The following is a 17737-nucleotide window of genomic DNA, read 5'->3' as shown; positions in this document are numbered from 1 at the left end:
GCGCAGGAGAAGGCGTCCGCCGACTCCCAGGAGCGCTCCCACGCCTGCCGCCACCACCGTCAGAACAACTGCGCGCATCGTCTCGGTCATGCCGACAGGGTGCGGCCGAGCCACGACAAATTCGCGCTGGTCAGGGCGGGTCGCCGCGTGTCATGCGAATCCGTCGCCACCCGTGCCACACCGGCGGGCGAACCCTCGTTCTCGCGACACCACGGATCGATTCAGACGACGGCGCCGCGTGCGAGCGAACGAAGGGGACGCCCCACCGGACGTCCCCTTCGCGTCATCGCCTCCCGAGGCGGCTCAGCGCTGCCAGGTGAAGAGCGGCTCGCCGGCCGCGACCGGGCCGTTCGCCCGCACGTCGACCAGCGCCTCGGCCGGCGCGTCCAGCGCGATCACCGGGCAGACCGGGGACTTGCCGCCGGCCTCGATGGCCGAGGGGTCCCAACTGATCATCCGCTGGCCGGCGCGGACGGCCTCGCCCTTGACGACGTGCAGGGTGAAGCCCTCGCCCTTGAGCTGGACGGTGTCGATCCCCAGGTGCACGAGCACCGCCGCGCCGCCCTCGGTGGCCACGACGAACGCGTGCGGGTGCAGCGTCACGACCGTGCCGTCGACCGGGGCGACCGCGTCGCCCGCCGCGCGGTCGGGGTCGACCGCGATCCCCGGGCCGACCATCGCCTGCGCGAACACCGGGTCGGGCACCTCGGTCAGCGGCACCACCGTGCCCGCGACCGGGCTCAGGACACGCAGGGTCACCGCAGGTCCTCGATGTCCTCGGCCAGGGTGTCGGCCTCCGGGCCCACCACGACCTGCACCACGGTGCCCTGCTGCATCACGCCGTGGGCGCCGGCGGCCTTCAGCGCCGCCTGGTCCACCAGCGCCGCGTCCTTCACCTCGCACCGCAGCCGGGTGATGCAGGCCTCGATCTCCTCGATGTTGTCCGATCCGCCGAGACCGGCGAGGATCGCCGCCGCCTTGTCTGCCACCTGGTCCTCCTGGAAGTCCGTTCGCCGGAGCGGCCGTGCTCCGGCTGGTCGCGCCGGGTGTCGGGTCGAGCGCCCGCAGGTTACGGCTCGGCCAACGTCCGTCGGCCCGCAGTTGACACCCGTTCGGGTGGAAGCGCATCCTGCCGGGCGCAAACTGGTTTAGACCGGACCGTACCAATGGCGGACGGCCGGTGACCACGGGGGCGGGACACGTCCGGCGCCCCGGTCGACCACGCCGACATCCACGCAGGCCAGCACAGGGAGGTGCGCCGTGCCCGACGAGGCACGCCCGGGAACGGGGTCCCCCGACTCCGACCACCCGGCCACCACTCCCCGTCTGCTGGACGGCCCCACGCCCAAGCACGCGCAGCTCCGCGAGATCCTGCGCCGGCTCGCCGAGCACGAGCTGCCGCCCGGCTCCCCCGTGCCGTCCGAGCGCGAGCTGGCCGCCCGCTACGGAGTCTCCCGCCTGACCGTCCGCGAGGCGATCGGCCAACTGGTGGCCGACGGGCTGCTGACCAGGGCCAGGGGCAGGGGCACGTTCACCGCCCGCCCCCGCGTCGAGGCCCAGCTCTACCTGGAGTCGTTCACGGAGGATATGCGGCAGCGGGGCATGGAGCCGGGCACGGTCGTGCTCGCCGCCGAGGAGCGGGTCCCGCCGCCGGCGACCGCCCACGCGCTGGCGCTCTCCCCCGGCGAGCCCGCCTACTGGCTGGAGCGGCTGCGCACCGCCGACGGCACCCCGATCTCGGTGGAACGGGGCTGGTACGGCCCCCGCCTGCTGCCCGGCCTCCTCCGCCACGACCTGACCGGCTCGCTGTACGGGCTGCTCGCGCAGGAGTACGGCGTGGTGCTCGACAGCGGCCGGCAGACCGTCTGGGCCGAGACCGCCGACCCCGCGACCGCGCGCTCGCTCGACGTCCGCCCCGGCAGCCCGCTGCTCGCCTTCCGGCGGGTGGCCAGCGCCCACGGGGAGCCCGTCGAGGACATGACGTCCTGGTACCGGGGCGATCTATACCAGGTGACCATGCAGCTCGACCGGAACGTCCCGGGTTCCGGTCCCCACCCCGCCCAGGGAGGTTCCCGATGAGCGCCAATCCCGCGGGAGCACGCGACATCAAGGGCCTGGCCGTCCTCCAACGGCTGGGCCGCAGCCTGATGCTGCCGATCGCCGCGTTGCCCGCGGCCGGTCTGCTGCTCCGCCTCGGCCAGGACGACCTGCTCGGCCGCTTCGAGGTGCTGAGGACGCTCAAGGTCGCCGAGATCATCGGCGGCGCCGGCGGCGTCCTGTTCGACTACCTGCCGCTGCTGTTCGCGGTGGGCGTCGCGATCGGCTTCGCCCGCAAGTCCGACGGCTCCACCGCGCTGGCCGCCGTCGTCGGCTACCTGGTGCTGAGCCGGGTGGTCATGACGTTCGACCCGCAGCCGGTGCCCGGCAAGCCCGACGCCACCGCGATCGCCGACGCCGTGGGCGTCATGCCGCAGAAGTGGCCCTACGGCGTGCTGACCGGCCTGATCGCCGGTCTGGTCTCCGCCCAGTTGTGGCAGAAGTACCACCGGGTGAAGCTGCCGCCGTACCTGGCCTTCTTCGGCGGCCGGCGGTTCGTGCCGATCATCACCGCGGCGGCCATGGTCGTGCTCGGTGTCGTGCTCGGCCTGCTGTTCCCGCTGTTCGACGCGGGCATCACCGGGATCGGTGAGGCGATCACCGGCAGCGCGGTGATCGGCGGCGCCGCCTACGGCGTGATCAACCGCCTGCTGCTGCCGTTCGGCCTGCACCACATCATCAACACCTTCGTCTGGTTCGTCTTCGGCGAGTTCGGCGGCGAGAAGGGCGACATCAACCGGTTCATCAAGGCCCACGACCCGGACGCCGGCGCCTTCCAGAGCGGCTTCTTCCCGATCTTCATGTTCGCCCTGCCCGCGGCGGCGCTCGCCATCTGGCAGTGCGCCAGGCCGAAGCAGCGCAAGGTCGTCGGCGGCATCATGCTCTCCGCCGCCCTGACCTCGTTCCTCACCGGCGTGACCGAGCCGCTGGAGTTCTCGTTCATGTTCGTGGCGTGGCCGCTGTACTTCATCCACGCCTTCCTGACCGGCACCTCGCACGCGCTGATGAACGCGCTGGACGTCCACACCGGATTCACGTTCTCCGCCGGCGCGATCGACTACGTGCTGAACTGGGGCATCTCCACGAACGCGTGGCTGGTCATCCCGGTCGGCCTCGGTTACGCGGTCATCTACTACGTCGTGTTCCGGTTCGTGATCAAGAAGTGGAACCTGCGCACGCCGGGCCGCGAGGACGAGGACGCCGCCACCGACGTGGAGACCACCGGCGAGACCACCCGCACGACCCGGGCCACCAGGGCCTGAGCGTCGCCACCCGACCGAAGGAGAGAGGGATCAGCATGCCGGAACGACGGGTCGTCGTCGCCAGCAAGGTCGGCCTGCACGCCCGGCCCGCCGCCGTGCTCGCCAGGACCGCCGCCGAGCAGCCGGCGAAGGTCACCATCCGCAAGGAGGGCGGCCAGCCGGTGGAGGCCGCCAGCGTCCTGGGGCTGATGACGCTGGGCGCCATGCACGGCGACGAGGTCGTGCTCGCCGCCGAGGGCGAGGGCGCCGAGACCGCGCTGGACGCGGTCGCCGCGCTCATCGCGACCGACCTCGACGAGAGCTGAGCGCGAGAACCACAGTGAGGCCCGGCCCCGCGCCGGGCACGGGGTCCCACCGTCCGAGCCCCCGACCGGACGGTGGGACCCTTCACTTTCCGGTCTTCGAGCCGGTCCCTGCGGCAGTAGGCGCGACGCTCGCCTCCTGGGGTCTGTCCTCACGCCTGCCACTGCTCGTCGGTCAATTCGTGCCTGCGCACCACGCCCCGGGAGCAAACAGATCGGCCACACCAACTTCGAGGACACGTCCTGGTGGTCCTCCGAGTGGTCGCCGCCGCGCGCTCAGTCGAGGGGAAGCGGCAGCACGTCGCCGGTGGCGGAGCGCAACGCGTCCCGCATGGCGGCCTTGGGGGCGCTCCGCCCGGTGAACTGTTCGACCTGCCCGAAAGCCTGGTGCAGCAACATGTCCAGCCCGGTGGCCAGGCGTCCCCCTCGGGCGGCCACCGCGCTGGCCAACGGCGTCGGCCACGGGTGGTAGACCACGTCCAACACGCAGGGCGCCTCGGCCAGCCGCTCCGCCTCGGCGTCCGCGACCCCGGCCGGCACGGTGCTGATCGCGACGTCGGCCCCGGCCGCCAACGCGCCGAGGTCCACCTCGGCCCAGCGCAGCGTCTCCAGGTGGAGCCCGAGGCGCTCCGCGCAGCGCGCCGCGTCGCCCGCCCTCGCCGGCTCCCGCACCACCAACCGCGCCTCGGTCACGCCCAACTCCACCAGCCCGGCCAACGCGGCCAACGCCGTCCCGCCGGCGCCGAGAACCACCGCCGAACCACCGGCTCCGCGCCGGTACCCGCCTGCGGCCCTGAGCGCGCCCACCACGCCGTCGACGTCCGTGCAGTCCGCGCGCCAGCCGCCGCCCGGCAGCCGGACCAGGGTGTTCGCGGCGCCCACGACGTCCGCGCGCTCGGTCGTCTCGTCGGCGACGGCCAGGGCGACGCGCTTGCCCGGCATGGTCACGGAGAGCCCGGCCCACTCCGGGCCGAGCGAGGCGAGCAGCGCTGGCAGCCGGGTGTCGTCGCACTCGACGCGGTCGTAGGTCCAGCCGTCGAGGCCGAGGGCCGCGTAGGCGGCGCGGTGCAGGACCGGGGACAGCGAGTGCTCGATCGGCGACCCGACGACCGCCGCCCTCCGAGATGTCACGCCCACCAGCCTAGGGAGTGCCCGTCCCCCGGCTCAGTACACCCCGTTCGCCCTGGCCCTGCGCTCGTTCTCCTGCTGCTCCGGGTAGGTCTCGGAGAAGCAGCTCGTGCCGTCCTTCTCGCAGGCCACGAAGTAGAACCACTTGCCGGCCTCCGGCTTGACCGCCGCCTCGATCGCCTGCTTGCTCGGCGCGGAGATGGGGGTCGGGGGCAGGCCCTTGGAGACGTAGGTGTTGTACGGGCTGGGGTCGGACCGCGCGTTGCCGTCGGTGGTGATGTGCTGCTTGTACAGCAGGTAGTTCACGGTCGAGTCGAACTCGAGCTTGTGGTTCACGGCGAGGCGGTTGTAGATGACCCTGGAGATCTTGCCGAAGTCCTTGGTGATCGCCTCGCGCTCGATCAGCGACGCCATCACCAGGATCTCGTACGGGCTGAACCCGGTGTCGGCCGTGTTGTCCGGCATCCCGGCGGCCTGCAACCGCAGCGCGGAGGACCGGAGCACCTCGCGCAGCAGCTCCTCGGCGTCGGAGCCGGGCCGGACGTCGTAGGTGCCGGGGACGATCAGGCCCTCCAGCCGGCGCCTCGGCTCGGCCCTGGCCACGTTCGGCACGGCCCAGCTCGGCACGCCCAGCGCCGAGGGGTCGGTCTGCTCCGCCGTGGCCTTGAGCTGGTCGGCGGGGACGCAGGTGTCCTTGCCGTTCAGGGTCGCGCAGCTCGCCTTGGAGATCTTGGTGAAGATCCCCTCGTAGATCTTGCCGGCGTTGTCGGTGGTGTCGTCGAGCTGCTGGCCGCCCCGCACCTCGAAGGAGCCGACCCTGGACTTGGGGTCGACCAGCCGGGCCACGGCGGCCTCGCCGGACATCTTCGTCTTCAGGACGTAGTACCCGGCCTGCACGGCGCTGGCCTTGCTGTTCTTGTCCGCGGCCCTGGTGAACGCCTTCACGCTGGCGACGACGCCCTGCTGGTTCAGCCGGCTGCCGATCTTGGCGAGCAGGTCGCCCTGCTCGACCTTGACCACGACGTCCTGCTCGCCGGAGCCCTCGTAGTCCTCGTACCCGCCGAGGCCGCCGAACAACGACATCGCGTACCAGCCGCCGCCACCGATGATCAGCAGGCCGGCGACGACGAACGCGATCGTCGTGAGCCGGCGCCGCTTGCCCCCGCGGCGCCTCGACGGCGCGTCGTCGCCCCCGCCCGAGCCGGCGTCGTCCGAGGAGGTGTCGGTGAACAGGCCGAGGTCGTCGGTCACGAAGCGCCCTTCCGCGCGTCCAGCCAGGACTGGAGGATCTCCACCGCGGCGGCCTGGTCCACGACCGCCCGCTGCCGACGGCCCCTGACCCCGCGCTGGGACAACATCCGGGACGCGGTCACGGTCGTCAGCCGCTCGTCGGCCAGCCGCACGGGCACCGGGGCGATCCTGGTGGCGAGGGCCTCGGCGTAGTCCACCGCGGCCTCGGCCGCGGGGCCGTGCCGGCCGGCCAGCGTCCTCGGCAAGCCCACCACCACCTCGACCACCTCGTGCTCGGCCACGAGCGCGGCCAACGCGTCGAGGTCGGCGCCGGCGGCCGCGTCCCTGGCCAGGGTAACGAGGGGACTGGCCAGCAGCGGGGCCGGATCGCTCAGCGCCACCCCGACGCGTACCGCGCCGACGTCCACGCCGAGCCGCCGGCCCGGCCCGGGGTCGTCCGTCCCCGGGCGGTCGGGCTGGCGGCCCGGCCCGGGACGGCTCACGCCCCGGCCACCCCCTCGAGGGCGGCCCGCAGCGCGGCGATGGCGGCCGGCACGCCGGCGGGGTTGGTGCCCCCGCCCTGGGCCATGTCCGGCTTGCCGCCGCCCCGGCCGCCGAGCTCGGCGGCGAAGGCGGGCACCAGCTTGCCGGCGGCCAGCCCGGCCTCCCGCGCGGCGGGGGTGGTGGCGACGACGAAGTTCACCTTGCCGGCGGCCTGGTCGGCGGAGAACAGCGCGACCACGCCGGGCTTGCCGCCCAGCCGGTTGCGCACCTCCGTGGCGACCTGGCGCAGGTCGTTGCCGCCGACGCCGTCCGGGAGGGCGGCCGCGACGAGCGCGGTGCCCCGCACGTCCTGGGCCGTGTCGGCGAGCTGGCCGACCGAGGACAGCAACTGGGCGGCGCGCAGCCGCTCCAGCTCCTTCTCGGCGGCGCGCAGCCGCTCGACCAGGCTCTCGATCCGGCCGGGCAACTCCTCGTTCGGCACCTTGAGCATCCCGGCGATGTTCTGCACCAGCGCCCGCTCCCTGGCCAGGTAGCGGAACGCCTCGATGCCGACGTAGGCCTCCAGGCGCCGCACCCCGGAGCCGACCGAGGACTCGCCGAGCAGCATCACCGGGCCGATCTGCGAGGAGTGGTCGACGTGCGTGCCGCCGCACAGCTCGCGCGACCAGGGCCCGCCGATCTCGACGACGCGGACGGTCTCGTCGTAGGTCTCGCCGAACAGCGCCAGGGCGCCCATCTGCTGGGCCTCCGGCAGCGAGGTGTACAGGACCCGCACGGGCAGGTCGCGCCGCACCGCGAGGTTGGAGACCTCCTCGATCTCGCTGCGGGTCTCCGGCGACAGCGCCGAGGTCCACGCGAAGTCCAGCCGCAGGTAGCCCGGCTTGTTGTACGAGCCGCTCTGGAGGGCGGACGGACCGAGCACCTCGCGCAGCGCCGCGTGCACCACGTGGGTGCCGGAGTGCGCCTGCCGCGCGCCGACCCGCCACTCCTGGTCGACCTGGGCGATCACGTGCTGGCCCTCGGCGATCTCGCCGTTGCGCACCCGCACCTGGTGGACCCACAGCTTGCGGGCCACCTTCTGGACGTCGAGCACCTCCAGCTCGGCGTTGGGCGAGGTGATCGTGCCCGCGTCGCTCTCCTGGCCGCCGGACTCGGCGTAGAGCGGGGTGCGGTCGAGCACCAGCTCGACGATCTCGCCCTCGCCGGCGGAGCGGACCCGCTGGCCGTCGCGGACCAGGCCGCGCACGGTCGCCTCGCTGGCCAGCTCGTGGTAGCCGGTGAACTCGGTGGCGCCCAGCTCCAGCAGCTCGCGGTAGACGGTCTTGTCGCCGTGGCCGGTCTTGCGGGCGGCGGCGTCGGCCTTGGCCCTGGCCCGCTGCTCGGCCATGAGCTTGCGGAAGCCGTCCTCGTCGACGGTCAGCCCCTGCTCGGCGGCCATCTCCAGCGTCAGGTCGATGGGGAAGCCGTAGGTGTCGTGGAGCTGGAACGCCTTGTCGCCGGTGAGCAGGCTGCGCCCGGCCGACCTCGTCTCGGCCACCGCCATGTCGAAGATCTTCGTGCCGGTGCTCAGGGTCTGGAGGAAGGTGTTCTCCTCGGCGGTGACCACCCGGTGGATGCGCTCGAAGTCCGTCACCAGCTCGGGGTAGGCCGGGCCCATCGCGTCCCGCACCACCTCGGCGAACGTGCCGAGGACCGGCTCGGTGGTGCCGAGCAGGCGGGCCGAGCGCACGATGCGGCGCAGCAGCCGGCGCAGCACGTAGCCGCGCGCCTCGTTGCCCGGGGTGACGCCGTCACCCACGAGCATGACGCCGCTGCGGGCGTGGTCGGCGATGACCCGGAACCGGACGTCGTCCTCGGGGTTGGCGCCGTACCGGCGGCCGGTCAGCTCCTCGGCCCTGGCGATCACCGGGCGGACCAGGTCGGTCTCGTAGACGTTGTCCACGCCCTGGAGCAGGTAGGCGACCCGCTCCATGCCCATGCCGGTGTCGATGTTCTTGGTGGGCAGCTCGCCGATCGGCGGGTGGCCCTTCTTCGGGCTCAGCTCGCCGCGCTCGTCCTGCATGAAGACGAGGTTCCAGATCTCCAGGTACCGGTCCTCGTCGACGACGGGTCCGCCGTCGCGGCCGTACTCGGGGCCGCGGTCGAAGTAGATCTCGGAGCAGGGGCCGCCGGGGCCGGGCACGCCCATGTCCCAGTAGTTGTCCTCGCCGCCCCGGCGCTGGATGCGCTCCTCGGGCAGGCCGGCGACCTTCTTCCACAGGGCGATGGCCTCGTCGTCGTCCTGGTAGACGGTGACCCAGATGCGGTCGGGGGAGAAGCCGTAGCCGCCCTCGTCCTGGCTCTTGGTCACCAGCTCCCAGGCCAGCTCGATGGCGCCTTCCTTGAAGTAGTCGCCGAACGAGAAGTTGCCGGCCATCTGGAAGAACGTGTTGTGCCGCGTGGTGAGGCCGACGTTGTCGATGTCGCCGGTGCGGACACACTTCTGGATGCTGGTCGCGCGCCGGTAGGGCGCGGGGGCCTCGCCGAGGAAGTACGGCTTGAACTGCACCATCCCGGCGTTGACGAACAGCAGGTTCGGGTCGTCCAGGATGAGCGACGCGCTCGGCACGACGGTGTGGCCGTTGCGCTCGAAGTGCTCAAGGAAGCGCTTGCGGATCTCGTGGGTCTGCACGGTGGTGTTCCTCGTGGTGGGCTGCGTCGACGGTACCTCTCCCGCCGACGTCAGCGGTGGCTGTGGCGGGCGGGGGCGGCGGGAGGCGCCGCGCGGGGCGCGGGTGCTCATCGGGGGCGGCCACCGCCGGGCGGCGGTGGCGACGCCCTGGGGGGAGCGGGATCAGCCTCCCGCCCGGCGCGCTCGCGCGCCGGGGGACCGGCGGGCCGGCGAGCGCCGCGCGGTCCGGTCCTGCCCGAGGTCGCTGCCCGCCCAGGGCAGCGCGGCGGGCGGGGTCCAGCCACCCTCGACGGCGCCGGCGGGGCCGCCGGTGCGCCGCTCCACGACGGTGTGCAGCTCCCGCTCCCGCTCCGACATGCCGGCGCGCACCTCGGCGCCGAAGGAGCCGACCGCGCCGGCCAGCTCGCGGAGCGCGTCCGAGACGTTGGCCGCGATGCCGGCCGGGGTGGCCTGGCGCGCGGTCTCGGTCGCCTTCCTGGTGACCATGACGCCCGCGGCCGCGCCGAGGGCGAACCAGAACAGACGGCTCACTTGCGACCTCCCCGAGCGCGACGGGAGCGGCGGCCCGCGTCGGCGTCGCCGCCCTTCTTGGCGCGCCGGGCGCGCAGGGCCTTGCTCACCCCGTAGGACAGGGCGGCGGCCTTGACGAGCGGGCCGCCGAGGGTGGCGGTGAACAGCGAGGTCAGCGCGGAGACGTTGCCGGTGACGGCGCGCGCGTTCGCGGTGATGCCGTCGACCCGCTCAAGCTGGGTGTTGACGTGGTTCAACGTGGTGTTGGCCTCGACGAACAGCGGGGTGCTGTTCTCGTGCGCCTTGCGGATGGCGATGGTCGCCTCGTCGAGGGCGCGCCCCAGCTTGACCAGCGGGATCGCCAGCAGCAGCACCAGCAGCACGAAGGCGCCCGCTGCGATGAGCGCCGCGATCTGCCCTGGCGACACGTGCCCTCCTGAGTTGTCAGCCTGGACGGCCGATGGTGGGCCCACCGGTCCGTCGGTGTCCGTTTGCGTTGCGTTGCATTGTCGCGCGCTCGCCCAACCGGCCCGCGCCGGCGGCGCCACGCCGGCCGACGCGAGGCGTCTGCCGTGATCGCGGGTCAGGCTACCGCGCCGCCCTGATCGCGTGACGTACGCCCGCCCTCACGCGTTTCCCCCTTGACAGGTGTCACCGCAGTCACTGAGGTAAGGCTTACCTAAGTCAACTCAGGCTGCTCCGTTCGTCCCCCGCCGGAGGTGCGGTGACCCACACCACCCCCCACCCGACGACCCCCGCCCGTCTCTCCCCCGACCCCCTTCCCCGGTTCGCCCCCGACCTGCTGGCCGGCTCCCCCGACGGCCTGCTCGCCACCTCCACGGCGTTGGCCTCGGCCGTGGGCGCGGCGCTGGCGGCGCCCCGGTCCGGCGGCCCGCTGCCGGTCGGCGCCCCCGCCGACGTGCTCCGGTCCGCCGCCGACGCCCTCGGCCCCGCCGTCCTGCCCCTGGTCGGCGTCGGCGAGGACGCCGCGCTGCACCGGCTGGCCCGGGTGCTGGTCGGCCACGGCGTCGACCTGGCGCACCCCCTCGCCGCCGCGCACCTGCAACCCCCGCCGCTGGCGGTGGCGGTGGCCGCCGACGCGCTGGCCAGCGCGGGCAACTCCTCCCTGGACACCTACGACTCCGGCCCGGCCACCCTGGCCGTGGAGCGGTGGGTGGTGGGCGCGCTGGCCGGGCTGGCCGGCCTCGGGGACCGGGCTGACGGCGTGCTCACGCCCGGCGGGTCGCTGTCCAACCTGCTCGCCCTGCTGCTGGCCAGGGACGCCGCCGCCACCCGGCTGGGCATGGACGTCCGCCGGGACGGGGTGGCCGCGCTGCCCGGGCCGGTGGTCCTCTGCTCCGAGCTGGCGCACTTCTCGGTGCACCGGGCGTGCGCGGCGCTGGGCCTCGGCGAGTGCGCGGTGCGCCCGGTGCCCGTCGACCACCGGCGGCGCATGCGGGTCGACGTGGTGGCGGCGCGGCTTCGCCGCCTCGGCGCGGGGCACACCCCACTCGCGATCGTCGCGACCGCGGGCAGCACGGACTTCGGCGTGGTCGACCCGCTCCCCCAGCTCGCCGAGGTGGCGGCCGAGCACGGCGTCTGGCTGCACGTCGACGCCGCCTACGGCTTCGGCGCCCTGTTCTCCGAGCGGCTCGCGCCGCGGCTGGCCGGGCTGGAGCTGGCCGACTCGGTCACGGTGGACCTGCACAAGCTGGGGTGGCAGCCGGCGGCGGCCAGCGCGCTGCTGACCGCCGACGCGTCCGCGTTCGCCGCGCTGGACCGCGAGGTCGCCTACCTCAACCCCGCCGACGACAGCCTCGCCGGCTACGACGGGTTGCTCGGCCGCAGCCTCCAGACCACCCGCCGGCCGGACGCGGTGAAGATCGCGGCGACGTTGCTGGCGCACGGCCGGCACGGGTTGGGCCGGATGGTCGACGCCTGTCACGCCCTGGCCGGGCACGCGCAGCGGCGGATCGCCGCCGAGCCGGAGCTGGAGCTGGTCGGCCCGGCCGAGCTGACCACCGTGGTCTTCCGCTACCGCGCGCCCGACCCCGCGTGGGACGACGATGTCAACGCCGGCCTGCGGCGGCGTCTCGCCGAGGAGGGCCACGCCCTGGTCGGCCGCACCGCCGTGCGGCTGGCCGGCCCGGGGTCACCGCGTCGGGTCTGTCTGAAGTTCACCCTGCTCAACCCGACCGCGACGCGCGAGGACGTGGACGCCCTCGTCGACGCGGTGCTCGACGCCGCCCGCGCGTGCGTGGCCGGACGCGCCGGCCGACCGAGGAGGGATCGCGCCATGCCGGAACCCGTCAGCGATGCCACCGACGCCGCCCTGACGACCCCTGACCCGACCTCCGCCCTGACGACCGAGGAGGGGGCCGCGTGACCATGCTGGCCCGCACGACTGACCTGCTGCACGAACTGCCGGCGCGCGAGGCGGCCGAACACGCCCACCTGGAGGCGCTGTTGCGGTGCTGGCTCCGGGAGACCAACACCCCGGTCACGGAGGGTCCGCTGCGGATCGAGCTGCCGGCGACGGGCCGGGCGGTGGTGACGGAGGTGCGGCACGCCTCGCCCACCGGGTGGCACCGGTTCGGGCCGGTGTCCCTGGCCCTCCCGCACGGCGGACCGCACGAGCCGAACCCGGCGGACCCGGTCATGGTCGCCACCCTCCTGGCCGGCGAGGCCGGCGCCATGGCGGGCGGCGTCGACACCGCCGAGATCACCGACCTGGTCTCCCGGGTCGTCGACTCGGTGCGCCAGGTGACGGCGTTCCTCGCGTACCGCGCGGACCGCCCGGCCCCTCCCCCGGAGGTGGACGGGTTCCTGGACGCCGAGCAGGCGTTGGTGCTGGGGCACCTGCACCACCCGGCCCCGAAGAGCCGGGACGGGGTTCCCGTCGCGGAGTCCGCCGGCTTCTCCCCGGAGACGCGCGCCGCGTTCCCGCTCTTCTGGTTCGCCGCCGACCCGGCCGTCGTGTCGCAGGACGCCGTGGCGGGCGCGCCGGCGTTGGGCGGCCGGGACTGCGCCACCCTGTTGGCGGACCTGTCCGGGTTGCGCGCGGACGGCAGGGTGCTGGTGCCAGCCCACCCGTGGCAGGCAAGGGACCTGATCATGCGGCCCCGGATCGCCGCGCTGGTCGAGGCCGGTCTGGTGGAGCCCCTCGGGCCGGCGGGCCCTCGCTGGTGGGCCACGTCGAGCCTGCGGACCGTCTACCGGCCGGACGCGCCGGTGATGCTGAAGCTCTCGCTGGGGCTGCGGATCACCAACTCGCGTCGCGAGGCGACCAGGAAGGAGCTGCGGCGGGGTCTGGAGGTCAACCGGCTGTTGGACGCCGGATACGCGGCGGGCACGCTGCGCGCGCACCCGGGCTTCTCCATCGTGCGGGACCCCGCGTGGCTGGCGGTGGACGAGCCGGGCCGGCCGGAGGGCCCGGAGGTGACCGGGCTGGACGTGGCGGTGCGGGAGGTGCCGGGCGGCGTCACCGACCTGCGCTGCCTGGCCGGGCTCGTCGCCCCGCGACCGGGGGTCGGGCGGAGCCGGCTCGGACAGCTCGTGACCGGGATGGGCAGCGGCGGGGCGGCGCGGTGGGTGGCCGACTACGTCGACCGCGTGCTGGTGCCCATGCTGCACCTGTACGCGGCCACCGGGATCGGGCTGGAGGCCCACCAGCAGAACACGCTGGTTCGGTTGGCCCCCGACGGGTCCGTGGCCGGTGGGGCGTACCGGGACAACCAGGGCTACTACCTGGCGGAGTCGCACCTGCCCCGGGTGCTGGACCTGCTCGGCGGGGACTCGACGACCCTGGAGGCCGTCGCCGACCCGATCGTCGACGATCGGCTGTCCTACTACCTGCTGCGCAACCAGGCGCTGGCGGTCGTGGGGTGTCTGGGCGTCGACGGGCTCGCGGACGAGCGCGAGCTGCTCGCGGTGGTGGCCGAGCGGCTGCGCGCGGCGCTGCCGGCGTTGGCGGCCGCCGGACCGGACGGCGACCGGCTGGCCCGGCGCTGGCTGGAGGCGGACGCGCTGCCGTGCAAGGCGAACCTGCTGACCCGGCTGCGCGGCATCGACGAGGTGCTCGCGCCGGTGACCGCCCAGTCGGTCTACCTCACCACGCCCAACCCGCTCCGGGAGGTGGCCGCGTGACCTTCTCGGAGCCCCTCTCGGGAAGCGCGTCGAGAACCGCGTCGGGGACCACACTGGAGTCCACAGTGGAATCCGCAGTGAAGTCCACAGTGGAGTGCACAGTGGAGTCCATAGTGGACATGCGGCGACCGGCGCGGGGGCCGGTCCCGCCCGCGCCGCCGCTCCCGGTGCTCGGCCCGCCGTGGACGGTGTGGCCGGCGCGCCCCGACGGACCCGACCTGGAGCTGGTGCACCGCTGGATGAGGGCCCCGCACGTGGCCGCGTTCTGGCGGCAGGCGTGGCCGCGCGGGCGGTGGGCCGAGGAGCTGGCCGCGCAACGCGCCGGCGACCACTCCCTGCCGTGCCTGGTCGCGCTGGACGGGGAGCCGGTGGCCTACCTGGAGGTGTACCGGGTGGTCAGGGACCGGCTCGCCGGGCACTACCCGCACCACCCGCACGACATCGGCGTGCACGTGGCCGTGGGCGAGCTGGGGCGGACCGGCCGGGGGCTGGGCCGCGCGCTGCTGCGCGCCGTGGCCCGCGGCCTGCTGGACGCCGACCCGGCGTGCCGCCGCGTGGTGGCCGAGCCCGACGTGGGCAACGGCCCGTCGATCCGCGCCTTCCTGGCGGCGGGCTTCGTCGCCGGCGGCGTGGTCCGCCTGCCGGACAAGACCGCCGAGCTGCTCGTGCACCCGCGCACCGAGGAGGACCTGCCCCGTTGAGCACCCGAACCGCGAGCGACACCGTCCCGACGTCCGTCCACGACGTGGTGGCCGTGGGCTGCGGCCCGTGCAACCTCGGGCTCGCCGCACTGGCGTCCACAGTGGACGACCTTGACCTCGTGGTGCTGGAGGCGCGGCCCGAGCTGCGCTGGCACCCCGGCATGATGTTCGACGACGCCGCGCTCCAGGTGAACTTCCTGGCCGACCTGGTCACCCTGGTCGCGCCGACGCACCCGCTGTCGTTCCTGTCCTACCTGCACGACCAGGACCGGCTGTACCCGTTCACGATCCGCCAGGACTTCCACCCCAGCCGCAGGGAGTACGAGGACTACCTGCGGTGGGCGGCGGCCCGGCTGCCGTCCGTGCGGTTCTCGCACCGTGTGGAGGGCGTGCGGTGGTGCCCCGAGGCCCGGCGGTTCGCCGTCCACGTGGTCAGGGGCGACGGCGCGCGGCTGCGGATGCTGGCCGCCGACCTCGTGCTCGGCGTGGGCACCGAGCCGTTCGTGCCACCCGCGCTGGCCGGCGTGCCGGGCGAACGCCTGACGCACACGGCGGACTACCTGCACCGTCTGTCCGATGTGGACAAAGCAGGGCATGTCACGGTCGTCGGCTCCGGCCAGTCCGGTGCGGAGGTCGTGGTGGACCTGCTGCGCCGCAACCTGGCCGGCGGCCCCTCGGTGACCTGGCTGACCAGGACGCCGTCGTTCGCCCCGCTCGACTACACCAAGCTGGTGCTGGAGATGACCACGCCGGCGTACATGCGGTACTTCCACGCGTTGCCGCAGGAGCGCAGGGACCAGCTCACCGCCGAGCAGTGGCAGTTCTACAAGGGGATCTCGACGACGACGTTGGACGAGATCCACGAGCTGCTCTACCGCAGGGAGCTGGAGCACGGCCTGGCCGACGTGGAGCTGCGGTGCGGGGTCGCCGTGGAGTCCTCGGGGACCGACGCGCGTGGTCGCCCGGTGCTCACCTGCCGGCACCGGGACACCGGACGCGTCTTCGAGCACCCCACCGACCTCGTCGTCGCGGCCACGGGCTACGCGCCGCGCCGGCCGGCGTTCCTCGCCCCGGTGGAGCACCTGGTCCGGCGGGACGACCGGGGACGGCCGGTGGTCCGCCTGGACCACTCGCTCGAGCTGGCCGACGAGGTCGGCGGCTGCCGGGTGTTCGTGGCCAACGCGGAGCTGCACAGCCACGGCGTGTCCTCGCCGAACCTGGACATCGCCGCGGTGCGCAACGCCACGATCCTCAACGCCGTGACCAGCAGGGAGGTCTACCGGCTGCCGAAGCGGACCGCGTTCACGACCTTCGCCGCCCCGGGAGGTGTCCGGTGACCGACGACCCGTGGCGGCGCGCCAGCCGGGCGTTGCTGGCCAAGACGATCGGCGAGCTGGCCTTCGAGGCGATGCTCGACCCCGAACCCCTCGGCGGCGACCGCCACGCGCTGCGCCTCCCGGGGGCCACCTACACCTTCCTGGCGCGTCGCACCGCCTTCGGCGGCTGGCTCGTGGAGCCGGGGTCGGCGCGGCGGACCGCGACGGGCATCCTCGGCGACGACGTCGGCCAGGTCGCCGAGGACGTGCGGCAGTTCCTGGTCGACGCGGCCCCCGCCGTCGGGATCGCGCCGGCCACGCTCGCCGGTTACCTGAACGAGGTGACCGCCACCCTCACCGCCGACGTGGCCATGGCGGCCACCGCGCGGCCGGCCGCCGAGCTGGCCGAGTTCGGGCACGCGGAGTTGGAGGGCCACCTCACCGGGCACCCGTGGCTGGTGGCCAACAAGGGCAGGGTGGGGTTCTCGGCCGAAGACCTCGCTGCCTACGCCCCGGAGTCCCGACGGCCGCTGCGCCTGCCGTGGCTGGCCGTGCACCGGGGACTGGCCGAGTTCCGGGGCACGCCCGAGCTGTCGGAGCGGGGCGTGCGGGACCGGGAGCTGGCCCCGGAGACCGTCCACGCGTTCGAGGAGCTGCTGCGGGGCCGCGGTCTGGACCCGGACGCCTACGTCTGGCTGCCCGCGCACCCCTGGCAGGTCGACCACGTGGTCCGCACGCTGTGGGCGCCCGAGCTGGCCACGGACCGGATCGTGGAGCTGGGCGAGGCCCCCGACCGGTACCTGCCGACGCAGTCCGTGCGCACGATGTCCAATGTGGACGATCCAGGCCGGTTCCAGGTCAAGCTGCCGCTGCGCGTCCTCAACACCGCGGTGTGGCGGGGAATCCCCCCGCACTGCACGCTGGCGGCCCCGGTGGTCACGCAGTGGCTGCGCGGGCTCTGGCGAGCGGACAAGCTGCTCGCGGAGTGGGGGACGGTGTTGCTCGGCGAGGTGGCCTCGGTGACGGTGCGCCACCCGTTTCTGTCCTCAGTGGACGGTGTCCCGTACACCTGGCTGGAGACGCTGGGCTGCGTCTGGCGCGAGCCGGTGGAGCCGGCGCTGGCCCCCGGCGAGCGGGCGTGGCCGCTGGCGGCCGTCCTGCACGTCGACCCGGACGGCCGGCCCCTGGTCGGCGAGTACGTCGCGCGGGCCGGCGGCGACGCCGAGGCGTGGCTCGCGGCGCTGCTGCGGGCGCTGCTCCGACCGTTGCTGCACGTCCTGTACCGCTACGGGATCACGGTGAACCCGCACGGCGAGAACGTGCTCGTGATCGTCGGCCCCGACGGGCTGCCCCGCAGGGCGGTCCTCAAGGACCTCGTCGACGACGTCAACGTGTCGGCGGAACCGGTGCCCGAGCGCGGCCCCGAACCGGACTCGCACGACCGCGTCCTGCCCCGCAAGCCCTGGCGCGTGCTCCGGCAGTACCTGGTGGACGCCCTGCTCGTGGGCGTGCTCCGCCCGCTGGCGGTGCTGCTGGCCGAGCACCACGGGCTGCGGGAGGAGCGGCTGTGGGGGCTGGTGCGCGGCGAGGTGGAGTCCTACCGCCGCCGTCACCCGGACCTGGCCGACCGGATGGCGGAGGGCGACCTGCTCTCCCCCACCTTCGCCCGCTACCCGCTCAACGGCGACCGCCTCCTCCAGACCGGGTACGCGGAGCTGCCGCACCGCCACGCGATCCAACCCCGGGGAGAGATCCCCAATCCGCTGCACCGCGTCGCCACGCTGCCGCCGCCCGACGGCTGGTGACCACCGCCGCCGGCCCGGCGCCCCCCACGCTCGGGGACGCCGGGCGCCCGGTGGGCGGCGCGACA

Annotated in this window: 16 protein-coding genes; 8 read left to right on the top strand and 8 right to left on the bottom strand. The window is 74.2% G+C overall.

All coding sequences use genetic code 11. The annotated features are described in order from the left end of the window. Nucleotides 1–303: 303 nt before the first annotated feature. Entirely contained in the window at nt 304–759 is a 456-nt protein-coding gene (locus LX15_RS10605) for a PTS sugar transporter subunit IIA (RefSeq protein ID WP_253669345.1), read from the bottom strand. Beyond that, complete coding sequence (locus LX15_RS32385) at nt 756–1142, bottom strand: PTS sugar transporter subunit IIB (RefSeq protein ID WP_301304347.1); 387 nt, start codon at nt 1140–1142, stop codon at nt 756–758. Before LX15_RS32385 ends, LX15_RS10605 begins: the two co-directional genes overlap by 4 nt. Before the next feature lie 184 nt (nt 1143–1326). Between LX15_RS32385 and LX15_RS10595 the strand changes: the two genes are divergently transcribed. From LX15_RS10595 to LX15_RS10585, 3 genes are read left to right on the top strand one after another with little or no spacing between them, the layout of a single operon-like run. Then, a complete protein-coding gene (locus tag LX15_RS10595) occupies nt 1327–2079 on the top strand; it encodes a GntR family transcriptional regulator (protein WP_253669416.1) in 753 nt (250 codons plus the stop codon). Then, nucleotides 2076–3359, top strand: a complete 1284-nt coding sequence (locus LX15_RS10590; RefSeq protein WP_253669343.1) for a PTS transporter subunit EIIC — start codon at nt 2076–2078, stop codon at nt 3357–3359. The genes LX15_RS10595 and LX15_RS10590 overlap by 4 nt, the downstream gene beginning before the upstream one ends. Nucleotides 3360–3394: 35 nt before the next feature. Further along, nucleotides 3395–3664 (top strand): HPr family phosphocarrier protein, encoded by a 270-nt coding sequence (locus LX15_RS10585; RefSeq protein WP_253669342.1) that lies wholly within the window; start codon nt 3395–3397, stop codon nt 3662–3664. A gap of 273 nt (nt 3665–3937) precedes the next feature. Here LX15_RS10585 and LX15_RS10580 read toward each other — a convergent pair whose 3' ends face one another. From LX15_RS10580 to LX15_RS10555, 6 genes are all read right to left on the bottom strand, one after another. Next, entirely contained in the window at nt 3938–4792 is an 855-nt protein-coding gene (locus LX15_RS10580) for a shikimate dehydrogenase (protein WP_253669341.1), read from the bottom strand. Nucleotides 4793–4825: 33 nt separating this feature from the next. Next, nucleotides 4826–6040: an endolytic transglycosylase MltG gene (gene mltG, locus LX15_RS10575; RefSeq protein ID WP_253669340.1), complete on the bottom strand. Its 1215-nt coding sequence runs from the start codon at nt 6038–6040 to the stop codon at nt 4826–4828. Further along, a complete protein-coding gene (ruvX, locus tag LX15_RS10570; RefSeq protein WP_253669339.1) occupies nt 6037–6522 on the bottom strand; it encodes a Holliday junction resolvase RuvX in 486 nt (161 codons plus the stop codon). The genes mltG and ruvX overlap by 4 nt, the downstream gene beginning before the upstream one ends. Next, on the bottom strand, nt 6519–9194 hold the full coding sequence (gene alaS, locus LX15_RS10565; RefSeq protein WP_253669338.1) for an alanine--tRNA ligase: 2676 nt from the start codon (nt 9192–9194) through the stop codon (nt 6519–6521). The genes ruvX and alaS overlap by 4 nt, the downstream gene beginning before the upstream one ends. A 162-nt stretch (nt 9195–9356) precedes the next feature. Further along, nucleotides 9357–9725 carry a hypothetical protein gene (locus LX15_RS10560; protein ID WP_253669337.1) on the bottom strand — a complete coding sequence of 123 codons (369 nt, stop codon included), beginning with the start codon at nt 9723–9725 and terminating at the stop codon, nt 9357–9359. Beyond that, nucleotides 9722–10132, bottom strand: coding sequence for a DUF948 domain-containing protein (locus tag LX15_RS10555; protein WP_253669336.1), 411 nt, complete (start codon nt 10130–10132; stop codon nt 9722–9724). The genes LX15_RS10560 and LX15_RS10555 overlap by 4 nt, the downstream gene beginning before the upstream one ends. Before the next feature lie 296 nt (nt 10133–10428). On the opposite strand from LX15_RS10555, the gene LX15_RS10545 reads away from it, so the two are divergent. The 5 genes from LX15_RS10545 to LX15_RS10525 all read left to right on the top strand — a co-directional run bounded on the left by LX15_RS10545 (nt 10429) and on the right by LX15_RS10525 (nt 17672). Continuing rightward, nucleotides 10429–12090 (top strand): pyridoxal phosphate-dependent decarboxylase family protein, encoded by a 1662-nt coding sequence (locus LX15_RS10545; protein ID WP_308213443.1) that lies wholly within the window; start codon nt 10429–10431, stop codon nt 12088–12090. A gap of 2 nt (nt 12091–12092) precedes the next feature. Beyond that, on the top strand, nt 12093–13850 hold the full coding sequence (locus LX15_RS10540) for an IucA/IucC family protein (RefSeq protein WP_253669414.1): 1758 nt from the start codon (nt 12093–12095) through the stop codon (nt 13848–13850). Nucleotides 13851–13915: 65 nt separating this feature from the next. Beyond that, nucleotides 13916–14551, top strand: a complete 636-nt coding sequence (locus LX15_RS10535) for a GNAT family N-acetyltransferase (protein ID WP_253669335.1) — start codon at nt 13916–13918, stop codon at nt 14549–14551. Then, complete coding sequence (locus LX15_RS10530) at nt 14548–15888, top strand: lysine N(6)-hydroxylase/L-ornithine N(5)-oxygenase family protein (RefSeq protein WP_253669334.1); 1341 nt, start codon at nt 14548–14550, stop codon at nt 15886–15888. Before LX15_RS10535 ends, LX15_RS10530 begins: the two co-directional genes overlap by 4 nt. Continuing rightward, nucleotides 15885–17672 carry an IucA/IucC family protein gene (locus LX15_RS10525; RefSeq protein ID WP_253669333.1) on the top strand — a complete coding sequence of 596 codons (1788 nt, stop codon included), beginning with the start codon at nt 15885–15887 and terminating at the stop codon, nt 17670–17672. The genes LX15_RS10530 and LX15_RS10525 overlap by 4 nt, the downstream gene beginning before the upstream one ends. Nucleotides 17673–17737: the final 65 nt, after the last annotated feature.

It is taken from the genome of Streptoalloteichus tenebrarius, assembly GCF_024171885.1.
GTDB classification, from domain to species: domain Bacteria; phylum Actinomycetota; class Actinomycetes; order Mycobacteriales; family Pseudonocardiaceae; genus Streptoalloteichus; species Streptoalloteichus tenebrarius.
This window is presented reverse-complemented; position numbering and strand designations above follow the sequence as displayed.

Excerpts from the sequence above, each read along its gene's own strand:
- LX15_RS10590 (WP_253669343.1), top strand. The coding sequence starts at position 2,076 with ATGAGCGCCAATCCCGCGGGAGCACGCGACATCAAGGGCCTGGCCGTC.
- LX15_RS10585 (WP_253669342.1), top strand. The coding sequence starts at position 3,395 with ATGCCGGAACGACGGGTCGTCGTCGCCAGCAAGGTCGGCCTGCACGCC.
- LX15_RS10540 (WP_253669414.1), top strand. The coding sequence starts at position 12,093 with ATGCTGGCCCGCACGACTGACCTGCTGCACGAACTGCCGGCGCGCGAG.